Raw genomic sequence first — 17102 nt, 5'->3', positions numbered from 1 at the left:
GCTCGCGGATCTTGACGGGCTCACGGCCACCCCACCGATTCCGGTCACCCCGCCAGGTCCGGTCACCCCGTCGCGGCCGGCCGACGCGCCCGGCCGGCCGCGGGCGTGACCGGCACGAAGCGCGCTGTCGTGGTCCGCAGGACGCGGCTGGACCGTGAACTCGTTCGGCGAGGCATGGTTCGCTCCCGCGAGCAGGCCAGCGAAGCGATCGCCGGCGGACGGGTCCGGGTCAGCGGACGTCCGGCGACCAAGCCCGCGACGGTCGTGGATGACACCACCCCCATTGCGATCATTACCGGGGACGACCCCGGGTACGCGTCGCGCGGCGCCCACAAACTGCTGGCGGCACTGTCGACCTTCGCCGGGAGCCAGCCACCGCTGCGGGTGAGCGGACGCCGGTGTCTGGACGCCGGGGCGTCCACCGGCGGTTTCACCGATGTGCTGCTGCGCCACGACGCCGGTGAGGTCGTCGCGGTGGACGTCGGCTACGGCCAGCTGGCGTGGCAGCTGCGGACCGATCCACGGGTCGCGGTGCTGGAGCGCACCAACGTCCGCTATCTCACCGCCGACCAGATCGGCGGGCCGGTCGACCTGGTGGTGGCCGATCTGTCGTTCATCTCCCTGCGGCTGGTGCTGCCCGCCCTGCGGGCGTGTGCCCGGCCGGCGGCCGACTTCGTCGTCCTGGTCAAGCCGCAGTTCGAGGTGGGGCGCGACGGGCTCGGGCCGGGTGGGGTCGTGCGGGACGTGGCCCTGCACGCATCGGCGGTGCGGGAGGTGGCCGCGGCCGGGGCCCGGCTCTCCCTCGGCGTTCGCGGGGTTGTCGCGAGTCCGCTGCCTGGCCCCGCGGGCAACGTCGAGTACCTGCTGTGGCTCGCCGGGGATGCGCCGTGCATGGCCGAGCCGCAGCTCGCCGAGGCGGTCGCCGCCGCGGTCGCCGCTGGTCCAGCCGGTCCAGCCGGTCCAGCCGGCGTACCCGACAGTGGCGACCGGTCGAACATCTCCAGCCAGTCGGATATCGCCGGCCAGTCGGGAGAGGTCCGCGGATGAGCCGGGAAGTCCTGGTCGTGACCCATCCCCGCCGTTCGGTGGTGCGCGAGGTCGCCCAGCGCGTCCTGGACCAGTTCGTCGCCGCCGGAGTTGCGCCGCGGGTGCTGCGGGACGAGGCCGACCTGCTCGACCTGCGCTGTGACAACGTCGTCCCACCGGATGAGGCCGCGGCACTCGGGGTCGAGCTGGTGTTCGTCCTCGGCGGGGACGGCAGCCTGCTGCGCGGCGCGGAGCTTGCCCGCAACGCCGATGCCCCGCTGCTCGGCGTCAACCTCGGCCATGTCGGCTTTCTCGCCGAGGCCGAACCGGACGCGCTGGAGTCCACGATCGACCACGTCGTCCGCAAGGACTACCAGGTCGAGGAGCGGATGACCGTCGACGTGACGGTCCGCCACCGAGGTGAGTTGACCTACCGTGGCTGGGCTCTCAACGAGGTGTCGCTGGAGAAGGTCGACCGTTCCCGGATGCTGGAGTGCGTCGTCGAGGTCGACAACCGTCCACTGTCGCGCTGGGGCTGTGACGGCATGATCTGTTCGACTCCGACCGGATCGACGGCGTACGCGTTCTCGGTCGGCGGCCCGGTCATGTGGCCGGGCGTCGAGGCCCTGCTGGTCGCGCCGATCAGCGCCCACGCCCTGTTCGCCCGGCCCCTGGTACTGGCTCCCACATCGTCGGTCGCCATCGAGGTGCTGCCCTCGACCCCGGCCGTGCTGTCCTGCGACGGGCGGCGCTCGGTGGAGGTCGCCGAGCACTCCCTGGTCGAGGTGACGCGCGGACGCCGTCCGGTGCGGCTCGCCGTGGTGCACCCGCGGCCGTTCACCGACCGGCTGGTCGCCAAGTTCGACCTGCCGGTGACGGGTTGGCGGGGTCGGACGGGTCGCTGACCGGCAAAAGGCGGTGCGCCCGCCAACGCGGGCGGGACGCGCCATAGAGTCACGTCTGTGCTCGAGGAAATTCGCATTCGCGGCCTCGGGGTCATCGACGACGCCGTGCTCGAGCTTGCGCCTGGTCTCACCGTGGTCAGCGGCGAGACCGGCGCCGGCAAGACCATGATTGTCCAGGGGCTCGGGCTTCTCACCGGCGGGCGTGCGGACGCCGGCTTGGTGCGTCCCGGCGTTGGTCGGGCCTTCGTCGACGGACGGCTGGTCACTCCGGCTGACGGCCCGGTGGCCGAACGTGTCCGGGATGCGGGCGGCCAGTGCGATGACGACGGTCTGCTCATCGGGCGGACCGTGACCGCGGAGGGTCGCTCCCGTGCACACGTCGGCGGCCGGTCGGTCCCGGCCAGCCTCCTCGCCGAGATCACCGACGGGTTGATCGCGGTGCACGGCCAATCCGACCAGCAACGGCTGTTGCGGGCCGGTGAGCAGCGCAGTGCCCTCGACCGGTTCGCGGGCGTCGCGGTCGCGCGGCCGCTGGCGGCCTACACGGTCTCCCATGCGCGGCTGCGCACGGTCTCCGCCCAGTTCGCCGAGATCACCGAACGGGCCCGGGAACGCTCGGTGGAGGCGGAGCTTCTGCGTAGCGGGCTGGCCGAGATCGAACGGGTGGATCCCCATCCCGGTGAGGACACGGCGCTGGACACCGAGCTGCGCCGGTTGGACCACGCCGAGACGTTGGTGCAGGCCGCCAGCAGCGCCCACGCGGTGCTGGTGAGCGACCCCGCGGTCGGCGACGGCGCGCCCGGTGCCGCCGATCTGCTGGGCACCGCCAATCGGATGGTCGCCGTGCAGGCGTCCCTCGACCCGGACCTGTCCGCTCTGTCCGACCGCCTGCACGAGGTCGGGATGCTGCTCGCCGACGTCGCCGCGGACCTCTCCTCCTACGCGGCCGGCATCGAGTCCGACCCCGGCCGGCTTGCTGTCGCACAGTCGCGCAAGGCAGCTCTGGCAGGACTCGCCCGCGTGCACGGCACGGACCTGGCCGGGGTGCTGGCGTGGGCCGAGAAGGCCGGGCGCCGCCTGCTTGAGCTCGACTCGGACGCGGACCGGTCCGGGGCGCTGACATCCGAACGCGACGCCTTGGTGGCTGATCTCGGCGAGCGTGCCACCGAGATCAGCCAGGCGCGCCGGGCCGCCGCCGACAGGTTCGCCGCGGCGGTGGCCGCCGAGCTCGCGGGCCTGGCGATGCCCAGAGCGCGGGTCGAGGCGGTCGTCTCCCAACGCGCCGACCCCGCAGGGATACCCGTGGACGGCCGGCTGCTCGCCTACGGGCCGGCCGGGGTCGACGAGGTGGAGCTGCGCCTGGTGCCGCACCCCGGGGCACCGGCCCGCCCGGTGCACAAGGGGGCGTCCGGCGGCGAGCTGTCACGGATCATGCTCGCCATCGAGGTTGTGCTGGCCGCCGCGGACACGACGACGACCATGGTCTTCGACGAGGTGGACGCGGGCGTCGGCGGGCGGGCCGCGGTCGAGGTCGGCCGGCGCCTGGCCCGGCTCGCCCGGACCCATCAGGTGATCTGCATCACGCATCTACCGCAGGTCGCGGCCTTCGCCGACCGGCATCTGGTGGTGCGCAAGGCCGATGACGGTTCGGTGACCCGCAGCGGTGTGTTGACCCTCGACGATTCCGGCCGGGTGCGGGAACTGTCCCGGATGCTCGCGGGCGTCGAGGAGAGCGCCCTGGCCCGCGGACACGCCGAGGAACTGCTCGCGAACGCCGCCGCCGACAAGAAGGCCGCCGCCGACACGGCGCTCTAACCCGGGAATCCGATCTCACCGCATCTCCCGCTCGGGCATGTGTATCCCCTGCCCGGCACGGCAGCGGGCATCGCGTCCGCTGACCGTCGCGTCCGCTGACCGTCGCGTCCGGTGACCGCAGTGACCCCGGTGGCAGAACCTGGGGATTTCCCTGGTGTGCATCGTGACCGTGGCGACCGACTATCAAGCCGGGAGCCAGATGCATCCTCGTCGGGCGGGTCTCGCGGTGAACGCCGGGTAACCCGCGGCCGGGCCGGACCAGCGGTAGGAGTTGCGCTGTGAGTGAACGGAGCTGGGGCGGGCCGATCGCAACGGCGCTGCATCCCCTGTTGATCTGCCTGCTCGGTGGCTTCCAGCTGCTGGCATCCGGCAATCCGGTCAGTGTCCGCAAGGGTGGTAAGACCGAACTGCTGCTCGCCGCGCTCGCGTTGCACGACGGACACCGGGCGTCCAGGGAGTCGTTGCTCGAAGGTCTGTGGCCCGATACCGATCCCAACCGCGCCAACCAGTCACTGAGCACCCTCCTGCACGGTCTGCGTCAGCAGTTCGGCGGTGTCCTGCACGGTGACCATCCCGTGCTCTATCTGGCCGGAGGTTACGAGCTGAACACCGGCGCTGGCGTGGCCGTCGACATCGCCCAGTTCGATCGGTCCGTGGCCACCGCCGAGCGGCGGATACGAGCAGGTGATGCTGCCGCGGCCGTGCCGTGTTACGAGAAAGCGCTCGAGTTCTACCGGGGCGACCTCGTCTCCGGGGATGATGCGCGGGCGGTTATCGAGCGGGAGCGGCTGCGCTCGCGGTACCTGTCGGTCCTCGCCCGGTTGGCAACCCACCACCTGGAATCCGGAGATTGCCAGGGCGCTCTTGAGTGCGCGCTGCAGCTCTTACGCCAGGATCCCTGCCGCGAGGATGCGCATCGGCTCGTCATGCGCTGCCACGTCCGGCTGGGGGCACGTTCGCTGGCGCTACGCCAGTACCGGATCTGCCGCCAGGTGCTCGACGGGGAGTACGGCGTGCTTCCCGAACCCGCCACCGAGGCCCTTTTCGCGCAGATCCGGCTGGATCCCGGCGCGGTCTGATCTCCGCTCGTCCGCAAAGCCCCCGCCGCGCATCATCAGCCGGTCCTGAGCAGAACCTGAGCAGAACCTGAGCAGAACCTGAGCGCGGGACTGAGCTGATTCTGATCATCGGATCAGTCCGGCCGGTTAGACATAGACATCCGCCGCGGGTTCGCGAAATCGGGCCGGCGGCGGCGACTCGCGAAGGGACCTGTGACCATGCCCGTCTCCCCGACCTATCCGGGCGTCTACATCAACGAGCTGCCGAGCGCCGTCCGCACGATCGTCGGCGTGCCGACGGCGGTCGCGGCCTTCGTCGGGACGGCTGCACGCGGCCCGGTGGACGCGGCCGTGCACATCACCAGCTGGGCGGACTTCGAGCGGATCTTCGGAGGGCTGTCCGGTAGCCCGCTCGGCTACGCCGTGTACCTGTACTACCTCAACGGCGGCAGCGAGGCCGAGATCGTCCGGGTCGTGTCCGCGGGCGCGGTGGGGCCACCCGCGGTCGCCGGCGCGGCGGCATCGACCATCGACCTTCGTGACGGGGTGACGGTGACGGCGAAGTACCCCGGTGTATGGGGAAATTCGCTGCGGGCCCGGGTCGACCACGACACGCGGGAGCCTCTCGTCGGCGAGATCAAGGACGATCTCTACAACCTGACGGTCCGAGATACCGGGACCGGCGCGCAAGAGAGCTTTCGCAACATCGTCGCCAAGCCGACCTCCCCGTTCAGTCTGGCCAGAATGCTCGCCGGGTCCCGGCTCGTCACCGGCAGCGGCGTGCTCGACAAGCAGCCGAAGGCGCACGATGCGGTGGGGGCGGGCCAGGACCCGTTCGCCGGTGGCCCGGCCGGCGCGCCCGCGACGTTCGCCCAGGGTACCGACGGCGCCGACGGGGCCGTACCGGACGGCCACGCCTATCGGGCGGGCCTGGAGCTGCTGCGGGCCACCGACATCTTCAACATGCTTGTTCTCGCACCCGCGAGCGCGGACGCCATGACGGCCGACGTCGAGCAGGACACGCTGGCCGCGGCGGCGAAACTGTGCGTCGACCGGCGGGCGATACTCCTGGTCGATCCTCCGAAGCAGTGGACCGATATCGCGACCGCTGTCGCGGGCCCGCTGCCGGTCACCGGGGACAATGCCAGGAACGCGGCTCTGTACTTCCCCCGTCTGATGATCACGGATGTCGCTGGGCAGGCCGTGGAGTTTCCGCCGGCAGGGGCGGTCGCGGGTGTGTTCGCCCGTACCGACGGCCAGCGCGGGGTGTGGAAGGCGCCCGCCGGCACCGACGCCTCGATCAGCGGGATCAGGGCGCTCGCGGTCGGTGTGACCGACCTGGAGAACGGTCGGCTCAACCCGTTGGGCGTCAACTGCCTACGGACGCTGCCGGCCGCAGACGCCGTCGTATGGGGTGCCCGGACCCTGCGCGGCGCCGACCGACTCGCCGACCAGTGGAAGTACCTACCGGTCCGACGGACCGCCCTGTTCATCGAGGAAAGCCTGTACCGCGGCACCCAGTGGGTGGTGTTCGAGCCGAATGACGAGCCGCTGTGGTCCTCCGTCCGGCTCAATGTCGGGTCCTTCATGAACTCGCTGTTCCGGCAGGGCGCGTTCCAGGGACGGACTCCGCAGGAGGCATATCTGGTCAAATGCGACCAGGAGAACAACCCGCAGAACGACATAGACCGCGGGATCGTCAACATTCTGGTCGGTTTCGCCCCGCTCAAGCCGGCCGAGTTCGTCATCATCCACATCCAGCAGCTCGCCGGCCAGCTGCAGACCTGAGGCGGAGGACATGGCTCAGTTCAGCGTCAACGCATCCCGTCTCGACCCCTACAAGAACTTCAAGTTCCGGGTGAAGTGGGACGGAAAGTACGTCGCGGGTGTCAGCAAGGTGAGCGCCTTCAAACGAACCACCGAGGTCGTCAAGCATCGCGACGGTGGCGACGAGAGCACCACCCGCAAGTCGCCGGGACGCGTCGAGTTCGACGCGATCACCCTGGAACGGGGTGTCACGTTCGACGTCGAGTTCGAGCGGTGGGCGAACAAGGTGTGGGACTACCGCAACGCCCAGGCAGCGCCGGAGAAGCGGGACAGGGAGGTCTCACTCGCCGACTTCCGTAAGGACATCACGATCGAGGTCTTCAACGAGGGGGGCCAGAAGGTCATCGCCTATCAGGTGTTCCGCTGCTGGGTTTCGGAGTACCAGTGTTTGTCCGATCTTGATGCGAACGCGAATGCGGTGCTGATCCAGCACATCAAGCTGGAGAACGAGGGGTGGGTCCGGGACACCGCGGTCAAGGAGGAGAAGGAACTGTCCTTCGACGACCCGTCCTGATGTGTGACCCGTCCTGATTTCCGGACCGGCTGATTTCCCGACGGGCTCCGAACCGCCAGCTTGGGAATCGGGACGCACGTGTCACGTCGACCAGAGGAAGGGCCACATGAGCACGCTGCCCGTGCGGGAGCTGCTGGATGCCTGGGAGCGGGGACAGGACTGCCCGCCGCCGATGCGTGCTCTGCTTCTGCTCGGCGCGGCCTGGCCCCAGGTGTCGGCGGAGGAGTTCGCCGACCTGAGCATCGGCCAGCGCGACGCCTGCCTGTTGTCCGTGCGGGAGCATGGCTTCGGTAGCCGGCTCGTCGCGGTGGCCACCTGTACCAGCTGCGGTGACGAGCTGGAGCTGAGTTTCGATGTCGGCGACGTCCGCACCCCGCAGCCGGCCGGGATCGATGGTGCGGCTGGTCGCGGGCTGCCGGCTCCCCTTGGCCCGGCGGAGGTCGACAGCGGCGGGTACCACGTCCGGTTCCGGGTTCCGACCAGCCGCGATCTTCTAGCCGTGAACAGAATGTCGGGGCCGTCGATGACGATCGCGGCAATCCGGCAGGCGCTCATCGAACTCTGCGTCGTCGAGGCGAGGCGAGGCGACCGTACCCTGGCGCCGTCCGCGCTGCCCGCTGACGTCGTCGACGCCGTCGAGGAACGGATGGCGGAGATGGATCCCCAGGCTGACGTCGAGCTGGCCGCGACCTGCCCCGCCTGTGACCGCACCTGCGAGGTGTTGTTCGACGCCGCCGCGTTCCTGTGGGCCGAGGTGGATGCCTGGGCGGTGCGCACCCTTCACGACGTTCACCGGATCGCCTCTGCATACGGCTGGCGCGAGCCCGACATTCTTCGCCTCAGCCCCTGGCGGCGGAGTTTCTATCTGGAGGCGATCGGCGGATGAGTTCCTTCCTCACCCGGCTCGCTGCGCGAGCTGACGCCGCCTATGTGGTCCGACCGCGGATCGTCTCCCTGTTCGAACCGGCCGGGTCAGCTGGCCCGCTCGGGTCACCCGAGCCACTCGGATCACTCGGATCACTCGGATCACCTGGGACGATCGAGCCTGCGGTGGTCGGTTCCCGCGCAGATGACGTCACCGGCTGGGGCGGACGGGACGCCCCGCCAGTACTCGCGCCGCAGCCCACTTGGGTCGGGCAGCCCACTTGGGTCGGGCAGCCCACTTGGGTCGGGCAGCCCACTCGGGTCGGGCAGCCCATTGGGGTCGTACAGCCAGCCCTGACCACGTCGGGTCGCCCGGATATCGCGGGCACGGTGGCGCAGGTCGGGCCCGTCCCCGACAGTGGGGTCACGGGCTCGTCGCCGACCGGCGAGGACGGTACCGGCCCCGGCTTCGCCGAAATCATGCCGCTGGCCGCGTCATCCGAGGCTCCCGGCAGGGCGTTCGCCAGCCCGGTCATGGCACGTGCGTCCGCGCAAACTCAGGTCGAGATCGGGTCCGAGGCGTCCAGCGATGTCGTTGACGGCGCGGGTGTACGCGTTTCGCGTCCACAGGGCGATTTCCTTCCGCAGGGCGGCTTCCTTCTGCAGAGCGATTTCCCACCGGCCGCAGCCGACGTCACGACCGGTAGAAATCGCTTCGGGAAGTGGGGCCCGTCAGCGGTGACCGGCAACAGCCGGCACGCCCCGGTCGGCGACCAGCCGGCAGGCCCGGACAGCGACCTGGGATCCGGGGACGAGCAGGTTCCCGGGCCCGACCAGACGGGTCCGCGGGCGTCTGGTTCTCGACTGCCGGTCGTGCCGGACCGTCCGTGGTCGGGTAGCTCCCGCCAGCCCTCCCCAGCGCCGCATGCCCTGGCTGCGATGGTCGACTCCGACACAGGGTCCCTGCTGGCAGGGCCAATACCCACCGCTGCCCGCGTGCGCGTCGGGCACGCCGGGCACGGCGGTGTCGGCCCCGATCCCGAACCGGTCGTGCAGGTCACGATCGGTCGGGTCGAGATCCGGGCGGTCCTGCCGAACGTCCCGGCACCGGCCGCGGGTGAACGCGGACGTGGGCGTACCCCCGCGGTGTCTTTGGACGACTATCTGCGTTCCCGCGGCGGTCAACGATGAGCAACGCCCTCGCCATCGCCGCCGTCACCAGGACATTGCGCAACCTGCTCTTCGACGCGGCCTCGGACCTCGGGGGAGCCGAGGTGTCCGCCAAGCCGCCGGACCGCGCACGGGCCACCGCGACCGGCAATCAGATCAATCTGTTTCTCTACCACACTTCGATCGACGCGGCGCTGCGTAACGACGACCCGCCCGGCACCCGGCCGGGTGAGCCGGCATTCCCGCCGTTGCCGCTGATCCTGCACTATCTGATCACCGCGTACGGCGACGGTGATGACGACGTCATGGCCCACAACCTGCTGGGGCGGGCGATGGTGGCGCTGCACGACCATCCGGTTCTGGGTCCACGGGAGATCAAGATCGCGCTCGCCGGCAACGACCTGTGGGAACAGGTCGAGCGGATACGGATCACACCGGAAGCGCTGTCGATCGACGACATGTATCGCCTGTGGACGGCATTCCAGACGCAGTACCGGATCTCCGCCGCGTACCAGGCGCGGGTTGTTCTGATCGAGAGTCGTCGCCAGGCGCGGACGCCGCTGCCGGTGCTGACCCGCGGGCCGGCCGATGCCGGGGTCACGGTCGTGCCGTTTGTGATCCCGCCGGTACCGACGCTGACCGCGGCGCAGCCGCAGCACCGGCAGCCGGCAGCGCGCCTCGGTGACGAGCTGACGCTGTCCGGGGTGCATCTGAGCGGGGCGAGCGCGATCCGGTTCCTACCGGGCCGGTTCGATGATCCGCTTGACACCCTGCCCGGCGCATTACTGTCCGTCACCGACTTGGAGATCAGGTTCGTGGTACCCGACGGTCCCGATCAGCTGGCGGCCGGCATGTACACGGTGGCGGCAGTCTTCCCCCCGCCCGCCGGTGCCGCACCGGGAACGCCCGAACACCTCAGCAACGAGGTGCCACTGGCCATCGCTCCGCTGGTCACCGCCGGTCTGCCCGCGAACCTCGGCCGGAACCCGGACGGATCCGTCATCGTCGATCTGTCGTGCAGCCCACGGGTGCGGACCGGGCAGCGGGTGGTCCTGCTGTTCGGCGATCGTCCGGTGCAGCCCGACGGTTTCGCTCCGCCGACCGCGGTGTTGCGCTTCGTCGTCCCCGCGGCCGAGCCCGGTCGGTATCTGTTGCGCCTACGGGTGGACGGGATCGACAGCGAATTCATCGACCGGACCGTGCGCCCGCCGGTGTTCGACCCGAGCCAGTCGGTGGTGGTGACGTGACCGACATCGACCGTTGGGAAGCCGCCAACGACGCCTACCTGGCGGCGGTGCTGCACTGGCTGCGTCTGCTGCTGGCCTTTCATGCCGGCGAATACGAGACCGACCAGCATGAGCGTGCAACGCCGGCCGACCGTCCCCCGGTGGCGCCCACGCCGCCGTCGTCGGAGCCGCTGGCGCTGGCGCCATCGGAGCCGGTCAGCACGTCCGAACCGCGCAGGCGGGGGTGGCACCGCCGGCTGCCGTCCGACACACCGGCAGCACCGGCAGCACCGGCTTCGATACCGCCCCCGGGCGCATCGACACCGGGCGCAGCGCCCCCGGACCCGGCCCCCGATGCGGGTGAGCCAACCGTCCAACTCGGACAGGTCGTCACCGCCGAGGACGTCGAGCGTGCCGCGACCGACATGCGGGCGGCGGAACAGATCACCCCGCCCCCCGCGGCGCTCCAGCTCGCCCAGCTGCTCGGGCTGACTGACTTCGAGCGGGAGGCCCTGCTGCTGTGCGCCGGCATGGAGCTCGACCCGACCATGGCGGCGCGGTGCGCGCGAGCGCAGGGAAACCCGCGGCTGACCTACCCGACGTTCGCGCTGGCGATGCGCGCGTTGGCCGATCCGGCCTGGGATGTGTTGTCCACGCGCCGCGGGTTGCGCTGGTGGCGGCTGGTCGAGATCAGCCAGTCGGCCGGCGAACCGCTCGTCACCTCCGCGCTGCGCATCGACGAACGGATCGTCAACTACCTCAAGGGCCTCAACGTCATGGACGACCGGGTGGAGCCGCTGGTCGCCCCGATCGACGCCGATCTGCATCCGGACCCGATCCCCCTTCCGGAGTCACACCGGGCGGTGCTCCGCGAGATCATCGGACGCTGGCGGTGGGGGCAACCCAGAGCCGTCCATCCCATCGTCGAGCTGGTGGGCGCTGACACCGGCACCAAACGTCTGCTGGCGACCGAGGCCGCAGGCAGCGTCGGGCTCGCCCTCTACCGGCTGCGTGCCGAGACCATTCCAGGCCATGCCGTGGATCTGGAGACGCTGCGCCGGCTGTGGTCGCGTGAGGCGGTCCTGCTGGGAGCCGCGTTATACGTCGACGCCGAGGACACCGACCCGGGCTCGGAGACGGCCGGCATACTCACCCGGTTCCTGGCCCGGCTGGACGGTGTCGTCTTCCTCGGGGTCCGCCAGCCGTGGGTCCGGTCGGAGCGAGCGGGTGTGGCGGTGCTCGCGGAGCGTCCGACCCGGGCGGAGCAACGCGACGCGTGGGTCCACGCACTGCGCGGCACGCCCGATTCGGCCGGTGATCCCTTGGTTTCCGGTGCGGTCGGTGCTGCGGTCGGTGCTGCGGTCGGGCCGGCCGTGTCGGTTCCGGATCTGCTGGCCGGGCAGTTCAACCTCGGTCTGGCGACCATCGGGGAGATCGCCCGCTCGCGTCTCGCCGACGACCTGGCCGATGACCCGGCCGACGACCCGGGGGAGCCGGTCGACCCGGATGATCCGTGGGGCGCGATGCCGGGGCACGGTCGCCGCCTGTGGGACGCCTGCCTGGCGACCACCCGGGACGGTCTCGACGCCCTCGCCGAACGTATCGAGCCGCGGGCGCGCTGGGCGGAGGTGGTGCTCCCGGACTCACAGCTCGCCCTGCTCGGTCAGCTCGCCGACCAGGTCCGCAGGCGGGCGCTGGTGTACGACGACTGGGGATTCGCGGCACGCTCCGCCCGCGGGCTGGGGATCAGCGCGCTGTTCGCCGGGCCGAGCGGGACCGGCAAGACGATGGCCGCGGAGGTGCTGGCACGGCAACTCCGGCTGAATCTGTACCGCATCGACCTGTCGGCCGTGGTGAGCAAGTACATCGGCGAAACCGAGAAGAACCTGCGCAAACTGTTCGACGCCGCCGAGCAGGGTGGCGCGTTGCTGTTCTTCGACGAGGCGGACGCGTTGTTCGGCCGCCGCAGTGAGGTGAAGGACAGCCACGACCGCTACGCCAACATCGAGGTCAACTACCTGCTCCAGCGGATGGAGTCCTACCGGGGGCTCGCGGTGCTGGCGACCAACATGCGCGGTGCCCTCGACCAGGCGTTCCTGCGCCGGCTGCGATTCGTCGTCACGTTCCCGTTCCCCGACGCCGAGCTGCGCCGGAGACTGTGGGCAACCGCATTTCCCCCGGTGGTTCCGGCCGAGGAGTTGGACCTCTCCCAGCTGGCGCGGTTGCCGGCAACCGGAGGGATGATCCGCAATATCGCGATCAACGCCGCGTTCACGGCCGCCCGGTCCGGCGGTCCGGTGACGATGCCGATCGTCCTGGCTGCCGCTCGGGTGGAGTTCGACAAGCACGAGATTCCGGTCCCCGAACGCGATCTCGCTCCCGGGTTCGTCCGGGTGGTGCGCTGATGATCATTAGGGTGACTGTCGAACGGCTGGTGCTCGACGGGTTGCCGTTCACCGGCGTCGACGCGCCGGCGCTGCGGGCGGTGGTCGAGGCCGAGCTGTCCCGCCTGCTGGCCGCCGATCTGGGATCCGACCCGGGATCCGACCCGGGATCCGACCCGGGATCCGCTGTGCGATCAGATCCGGGATCGGTGCCGGTCGGCACCGCGCTGGATCGGCTGGGCGCCGCGCCACTCGACCTGGTCGCGCCGGTCACCGCGGGTCAGGTCGGTTCCGGGGCGGCTCGACGGGTGGCGCAGGCCGTGCGCGCCGCGACGGGCGGGACCCGGCGATGACGACCTATCCGGGCTCGCCACGGGTGGCGCGGGGCGGCATCGTGCTGCTCGACCCGTCCACCGCGCGCATCCTGCGGATCATCGTGTTGCAGTACAACCCCGACACGCTGAACCGGACGCTGCAACCACAGGGGATCGGCACCGAGCCGGGGGATCGGCTGGAGGCGTTGCGGCTGGCGGGTCCGCCGCACGAGACGATCCGGGTCGAGGCGGAGCTCGACGCCACCGACCAGCTGGAGTTCCCCCAGGACGGAAAGAACGACGCCGTCGCACGGTTCGGGCTGTTCCCGGTGCTGTCCGCGCTGGAGACGATCGTGTACCCGGCCAGTGCAGCGTTGCTCGCGGCAGATCTGCAGGCGCGGTTCGGCATGATCGAGGTGGCGCCGGCCCAGGCGCCGCTGTCGCTGTTCATCTGGAGCCCGAACCGGATCGTTCCGGTCCGGCTCACCGAGATCAGCGTGGTGGAAGAGGCGTTCGACTCCTCGCTGAACCCCATCCGGGCGCGCGTCACTCTCGGCATGCGGGTACTGACCGTCAACGATCTTGGGTTCGCCCATCGCGGCGGCAGCCTCTACCTGCTCTATCACCAGCAGAAGGAACGGTTCGCGCGGCTGGCCGGCTTCGGCGTGGACCCGCGTCCGCTCGGACTGTCCGCGATTCCAGGAGGGTGAGGATGTTCCCACCGACCAGCCGCTACGCCGGGATCGACACCGCCGAGCACCTGCTCGCCGATGGCCGGACCGTCGTGTACCTGCGTCGCCGGTTCCCGCCGTCGCCGGAGAGTCTGGCCACGATCGCGATCCACACGGTCGTCGACGGCGACCGGCTGGACAACGTCACCGCCCGCCATCTCGGTGACCCTGAACAGTTCTGGCAGCTGTGCGACGCGAACCGGGCGATGCGCCCGGACGAGCTGACCGAACGGCCCGGCCGCCGGCTGCGGATCACGCTGCCCGCCGGGATTGCCGGGATTGCCGGGATTGCCGGGGCGGCCGGGATTGCCGGGGCGGCCGGGATTGCCGGGACGGGAGCGGGCCGTGGCTGACGGAACGTTCCTGCTCCAGCTGCTGATGGGCCCCACCATCGCGCGCCCGGTGCCGGCACCGCTGACCGACGCGCTGACCGGCGTCACGGTGACCACGTCGGCGCAGGCCCGCAGCGGGTTCCAGCTCACCTTCGCGGTCAGCAGGAACTCGCTGATCAGCACGGTGCTGCTGCCGACGGGCTTCTTCGACCCGAAGATCCGGGTGATCGTGCTGGTGGTGCTGGCAGGTACGCCGACGGTGCTGATGGACGGCGTGATCACCCGGCAGGAGCTGTCAGCGAGTGACATCCCGGGCCAGGCCACCCTGACCGTGACCGGCGAGGACCTGACCCTGCTCATGGACCTCACCCACGAGTACGCCTGCTTTCCGCGCATGCCCCTGCACACCCGGGTGGAGCGGATCTGCGAGAAGTACGCCGAGTACGGCATCGTCCCGACCGCGGTGCCGCCGGTGCTCATGGAGGTCCCGAAACCGACCGACATACCGGTGCAGTCGGCCACGGACCTGACCTACATCCAGGCGCTGGCAGCCAAGGCGGGTTATGTCTTCTACCTCGAGCCCACCAGGCTGCCCGGGGCGACGATCGCCTACTGGGGCCCGGAGATCCGGGTCGGCATTCCACAGCCGGCGTTGAGCGTCAACATGGACGCGGCGAGCAACGTCGAGTCGCTGAGCTTCAGCTTCGACGGCCTGGCCCGCACCCAGATGACCGTGCGGGTCACCGAACCGTTCACCAAGCGGTCGGTGCCGGTGCCGATCCCCGACGTCGGACTGCTGCGGCCACCGCTCGCCGCGCGACCGGCGGTGGCGTTGCGGGAGGCGCCGGTGCCCGACACCGCCAAGCTCAGCACCGTGCAGGCGGCCCTGTTCGGCGTCGCCCAGACCGCGCGGGCCTCGGACGCGATCAGCGGCCAGGGGCGTCTGGATGTGTTGCGCTACGGCGCGATCCTGCGGGCCAGGGCGCTGGTGTCCGTTCGTGGCGCGGGCCTCGCCTACGACGGCCTGTACTACGTCACGAGCGTCACCGACACCATCAAACGCGGCGAGTACAAGCAGAGTTTCAGTCTCGCCCGGGACGGGCTCGTCGCGCAGACCCCGAGGGTGATCGTATGAACGGTACGGAGCACAACGGCGGTCACCGCGAGCGGAGCCGCAGCGGCAGCCCCCGCTTCCAGGGACGCTACCGGGGCACTGTCACCGACGACGTCGACCCGAACGGCAGGGGCCGGCTGCAGGTCGCCGTTCCCGATGTCCTCGGTGACGACCCGTGCATCTGGGCGGAGTCGGCGAGCCCGCTGGTCGGTCAGGGGATGGGGATCTACGCCATTCCACGGCGCGGTGCCGGTGTCTGGGTGGAGTTCGAGGACGGCGACCCCGATCATGCGATCTGGACGGGTGGCTGGCGGGGTGGGTCCGAGGACGTGCCGGCGGCGGTGTCGGACGCCCCGCCGTCCCAGCAGCCGATCGTGATTCGCAGCGAGGCCGGCAATGAGATCATCCTCGCGAACGTAGCCGGCCAGGGGATCACCCTGCAGACCTCCGCGGGCGACCAGGGCCCGCGCATCGTGATCACGCAGACGGCCATCACGCTGACGACCGGCAACGGCGCGTCCATCGAGCTGACCGGACCCAGCGTCAAGATCAACAATGACGCGCTGACGGTGGACGCCCCATGAGCGCCTACGTCCTGCATGTCGGCGCGCAGGTCGCCTGCGCCCATCAGCCGGGCCGGGCCAGCCCGCCGGTTGGCAACCCGCGCGTGCAGGTCGCCGGCCAGCAGGTCGTCACCCAGCCGAGCGTCTACACCGTTACCGGCTGCATCCTGCCGACCCCGCCAGCCGCCAACGGCCCGTGCGCCACCGCCGTCTGGAGCACGGCCGCGCTGCGGGTACGGGCCGGTGGCATTCCCGTCCTGCTCGCGGACAGCACGGCAACCTGCGCACCGTCGGGCACCCCACTGACCGTGCTGGTGACCCAGATTCGGGTCAGGGGGAGTTGAGGCAGATGGTCTTCGACCAGATGTTCTTCGACGATCGGCGCGCTTACCCGCTCGACTATCCACTGCACGTCGACGGCTACGGAGCGACCGCCGCGACGTCACCTGAGGACCACATCCGGGACATGATCGAACAGCTGCTGCTCACCAGCCCGGGGGAGCGGGTGAACCGGCCGGACTTCGGTAGCGGTCTGCTGGACCTGGTGTTCGCCCCGGCCAGCGCCGAACTCGCCGCGGCACTGCAGTTCAGCCTGCAGGCGGCATTGCAACGCTGGCTCGGTGACGTGATCGACGTCGCGCGGCTCGTGGTCGCCGTCGAGGAGGCCACCGTGGCAGTGGCCGTGAGCTACACCGTGCTGGCCACCGGCGAGGCGCGCACCGAGGTCATCGAACGGACCGGTCCGGCGTGAGCGCCCACGAGGGTCGCGCCCCGGCCCCATCCGAGGACCCGGCTGTGCGGGCGATCCCGGCCCTGATGTGCGCCACCGACCTGCGGCGGTCCCGTATCCGAGCCGCGGGCGCGGGCGGACTGGACTACGTCGAGGTCGGCGCCGACGGCCGGGAGCTGACCGTGACGTTCCTCGGTGCCGCGCCCGAGAGCATCGATGTCGCCAACGTCCGTATCGATGCCGCCGACGGCCCCCGAGGAGCGGTGCGGGGTGACGCGCAGGGCGCGGTGCGGGCCGTGGCTGTGCGGCTGGACATCAGCGACGACGCAGACCGGGACGACCGTCTCCGCCTGTCGCTGGACCGGCCCGGTTACGCCGCCACCTACACCCTCCGGCTGGTCGAGACCGACGCGAGAGGCCGGCCCACCGACCGTCCTCTCGCCGGCTTCGACCCCCGTTACACTCGGCTCGACTTCACCTTCCCCGGCTCCTGCCCGTCCGGGCTCGACTGTGCGGGCGCGGACGGATG

At 70.6% G+C, this 17102-nt stretch carries 17 protein-coding genes and 1 pseudogene; all 18 read left to right on the top strand.

Translation table 11 applies throughout. From position 1 onward, the window contains the following. Positions 1–129 precede the first annotated feature (129 nt). Complete coding sequence (locus tag U9979_RS18000) at positions 130–1047, top strand: TlyA family RNA methyltransferase (protein WP_322780299.1); 918 nt, start codon at positions 130–132, stop codon at positions 1045–1047. Then, the gene (locus U9979_RS17995; protein WP_322780297.1) at positions 1044–1931 is read left to right on the top strand and encodes an NAD kinase; all 888 of its coding nucleotides are present in this window, start codon (positions 1044–1046) and stop codon (positions 1929–1931) included. Before U9979_RS18000 ends, U9979_RS17995 begins: the two co-directional genes overlap by 4 nt. Before the next feature lie 57 nt (positions 1932–1988). Continuing rightward, positions 1989–3746 carry a DNA repair protein RecN gene (recN, locus tag U9979_RS17990; RefSeq protein WP_322780296.1) on the top strand — a complete coding sequence of 586 codons (1758 nt, stop codon included), beginning with the start codon at positions 1989–1991 and terminating at the stop codon, positions 3744–3746. A 278-nt stretch (positions 3747–4024) separates the two neighbouring features. Then, positions 4025–4825 carry a bacterial transcriptional activator domain-containing protein gene (locus U9979_RS17985; RefSeq protein ID WP_322780295.1) on the top strand — a complete coding sequence of 267 codons (801 nt, stop codon included), beginning with the start codon at positions 4025–4027 and terminating at the stop codon, positions 4823–4825. A gap of 198 nt (positions 4826–5023) precedes the next feature. Beyond that, entirely contained in the window at positions 5024–6592 is a 1569-nt protein-coding gene (locus U9979_RS17980) for a phage tail sheath family protein (RefSeq protein WP_322780298.1), read from the top strand. 10 nt (positions 6593–6602) lie between these two features. Further along, entirely contained in the window at positions 6603–7145 is a 543-nt protein-coding gene (locus tag U9979_RS17975; protein WP_322769814.1) for a phage tail protein, read from the top strand. Between the two features lie 106 nt (positions 7146–7251). After that, complete coding sequence (locus U9979_RS17970) at positions 7252–8031, top strand: hypothetical protein (protein WP_322780294.1); 780 nt, start codon at positions 7252–7254, stop codon at positions 8029–8031. Then, positions 8028–9200, top strand: coding sequence for a hypothetical protein (locus U9979_RS17965; protein ID WP_322780293.1), 1173 nt, complete (start codon positions 8028–8030; stop codon positions 9198–9200). The genes U9979_RS17970 and U9979_RS17965 overlap by 4 nt, the downstream gene beginning before the upstream one ends. Then, complete coding sequence (locus U9979_RS17960) at positions 9197–10426, top strand: DUF4255 domain-containing protein (protein WP_322780292.1); 1230 nt, start codon at positions 9197–9199, stop codon at positions 10424–10426. Before U9979_RS17965 ends, U9979_RS17960 begins: the two co-directional genes overlap by 4 nt. After that, positions 10423–12810 (top strand): ATP-binding protein, encoded by a 2388-nt coding sequence (locus tag U9979_RS17955; RefSeq protein WP_322780291.1) that lies wholly within the window; start codon positions 10423–10425, stop codon positions 12808–12810. Before U9979_RS17960 ends, U9979_RS17955 begins: the two co-directional genes overlap by 4 nt. An 11-nt stretch (positions 12811–12821) precedes the next feature. Continuing rightward, the gene (locus U9979_RS17950; protein WP_322780290.1) at positions 12822–13142 is read left to right on the top strand and encodes a hypothetical protein; all 321 of its coding nucleotides are present in this window, start codon (positions 12822–12824) and stop codon (positions 13140–13142) included. Next, the gene (locus U9979_RS17945; RefSeq protein ID WP_322780289.1) at positions 13139–13813 is read left to right on the top strand and encodes a hypothetical protein; all 675 of its coding nucleotides are present in this window, start codon (positions 13139–13141) and stop codon (positions 13811–13813) included. The genes U9979_RS17950 and U9979_RS17945 overlap by 4 nt, the downstream gene beginning before the upstream one ends. A gap of 2 nt (positions 13814–13815) precedes the next feature. After that, positions 13816–14187 carry a LysM domain-containing protein gene (locus U9979_RS17940; protein ID WP_322780288.1) on the top strand — a complete coding sequence of 124 codons (372 nt, stop codon included), beginning with the start codon at positions 13816–13818 and terminating at the stop codon, positions 14185–14187. Beyond that, positions 14180–15301, top strand: coding sequence for a hypothetical protein (locus tag U9979_RS17935; RefSeq protein WP_322780287.1), 1122 nt, complete (start codon positions 14180–14182; stop codon positions 15299–15301). The genes U9979_RS17940 and U9979_RS17935 overlap by 8 nt, the downstream gene beginning before the upstream one ends. Further along, positions 15298–15864 carry a phage baseplate assembly protein V gene (locus U9979_RS17930; RefSeq protein WP_322755289.1) on the top strand — a complete coding sequence of 189 codons (567 nt, stop codon included), beginning with the start codon at positions 15298–15300 and terminating at the stop codon, positions 15862–15864. Before U9979_RS17935 ends, U9979_RS17930 begins: the two co-directional genes overlap by 4 nt. Next, positions 15861–16187 carry a hypothetical protein gene (locus U9979_RS17925; RefSeq protein ID WP_322780286.1) on the top strand — a complete coding sequence of 109 codons (327 nt, stop codon included), beginning with the start codon at positions 15861–15863 and terminating at the stop codon, positions 16185–16187. Before U9979_RS17930 ends, U9979_RS17925 begins: the two co-directional genes overlap by 4 nt. 5 nt (positions 16188–16192) lie before the next feature. Continuing rightward, complete coding sequence (locus tag U9979_RS17920; RefSeq protein ID WP_322780285.1) at positions 16193–16594, top strand: GPW/gp25 family protein; 402 nt, start codon at positions 16193–16195, stop codon at positions 16592–16594. Then, positions 16591–17102 (top strand): annotated as a pseudogene (locus tag U9979_RS17915) (hypothetical protein); the annotation flags it as partial. The gene U9979_RS17920 and the pseudogene U9979_RS17915, both read left to right, overlap by 4 nt.

It is taken from the genome of Protofrankia sp. Cas4, from assembly GCF_963555915.1.
In the GTDB taxonomy this organism is placed as follows: domain Bacteria; phylum Actinomycetota; class Actinomycetes; order Frankiales; family Frankiaceae; genus Protofrankia.
Note: the sequence above shows the minus strand (reverse complement) of the source record. Positions and strands in the feature narration are given on the sequence as shown.

Excerpts from the sequence above, each read along its gene's own strand:
- U9979_RS17995 (WP_322780297.1), top strand. The coding sequence starts at position 1,044 with ATGAGCCGGGAAGTCCTGGTCGTGACCCATCCCCGCCGTTCGGTGGTG.
- U9979_RS17980 (WP_322780298.1), top strand. The coding sequence starts at position 5,024 with ATGCCCGTCTCCCCGACCTATCCGGGCGTCTACATCAACGAGCTGCCG.
- U9979_RS17975 (WP_322769814.1), top strand. The coding sequence starts at position 6,603 with ATGGCTCAGTTCAGCGTCAACGCATCCCGTCTCGACCCCTACAAGAAC.
- U9979_RS17970 (WP_322780294.1), top strand. The coding sequence starts at position 7,252 with ATGAGCACGCTGCCCGTGCGGGAGCTGCTGGATGCCTGGGAGCGGGGA.
- U9979_RS17965 (WP_322780293.1), top strand. The coding sequence starts at position 8,028 with ATGAGTTCCTTCCTCACCCGGCTCGCTGCGCGAGCTGACGCCGCCTAT.
- U9979_RS17960 (WP_322780292.1), top strand. The coding sequence starts at position 9,197 with ATGAGCAACGCCCTCGCCATCGCCGCCGTCACCAGGACATTGCGCAAC.
- U9979_RS17945 (WP_322780289.1), top strand. The coding sequence starts at position 13,139 with ATGACGACCTATCCGGGCTCGCCACGGGTGGCGCGGGGCGGCATCGTG.
- U9979_RS17940 (WP_322780288.1), top strand. The coding sequence starts at position 13,816 with ATGTTCCCACCGACCAGCCGCTACGCCGGGATCGACACCGCCGAGCAC.
- U9979_RS17930 (WP_322755289.1), top strand. The coding sequence starts at position 15,298 with ATGAACGGTACGGAGCACAACGGCGGTCACCGCGAGCGGAGCCGCAGC.
- U9979_RS17925 (WP_322780286.1), top strand. The coding sequence starts at position 15,861 with ATGAGCGCCTACGTCCTGCATGTCGGCGCGCAGGTCGCCTGCGCCCAT.
- U9979_RS17920 (WP_322780285.1), top strand. The coding sequence starts at position 16,193 with ATGGTCTTCGACCAGATGTTCTTCGACGATCGGCGCGCTTACCCGCTC.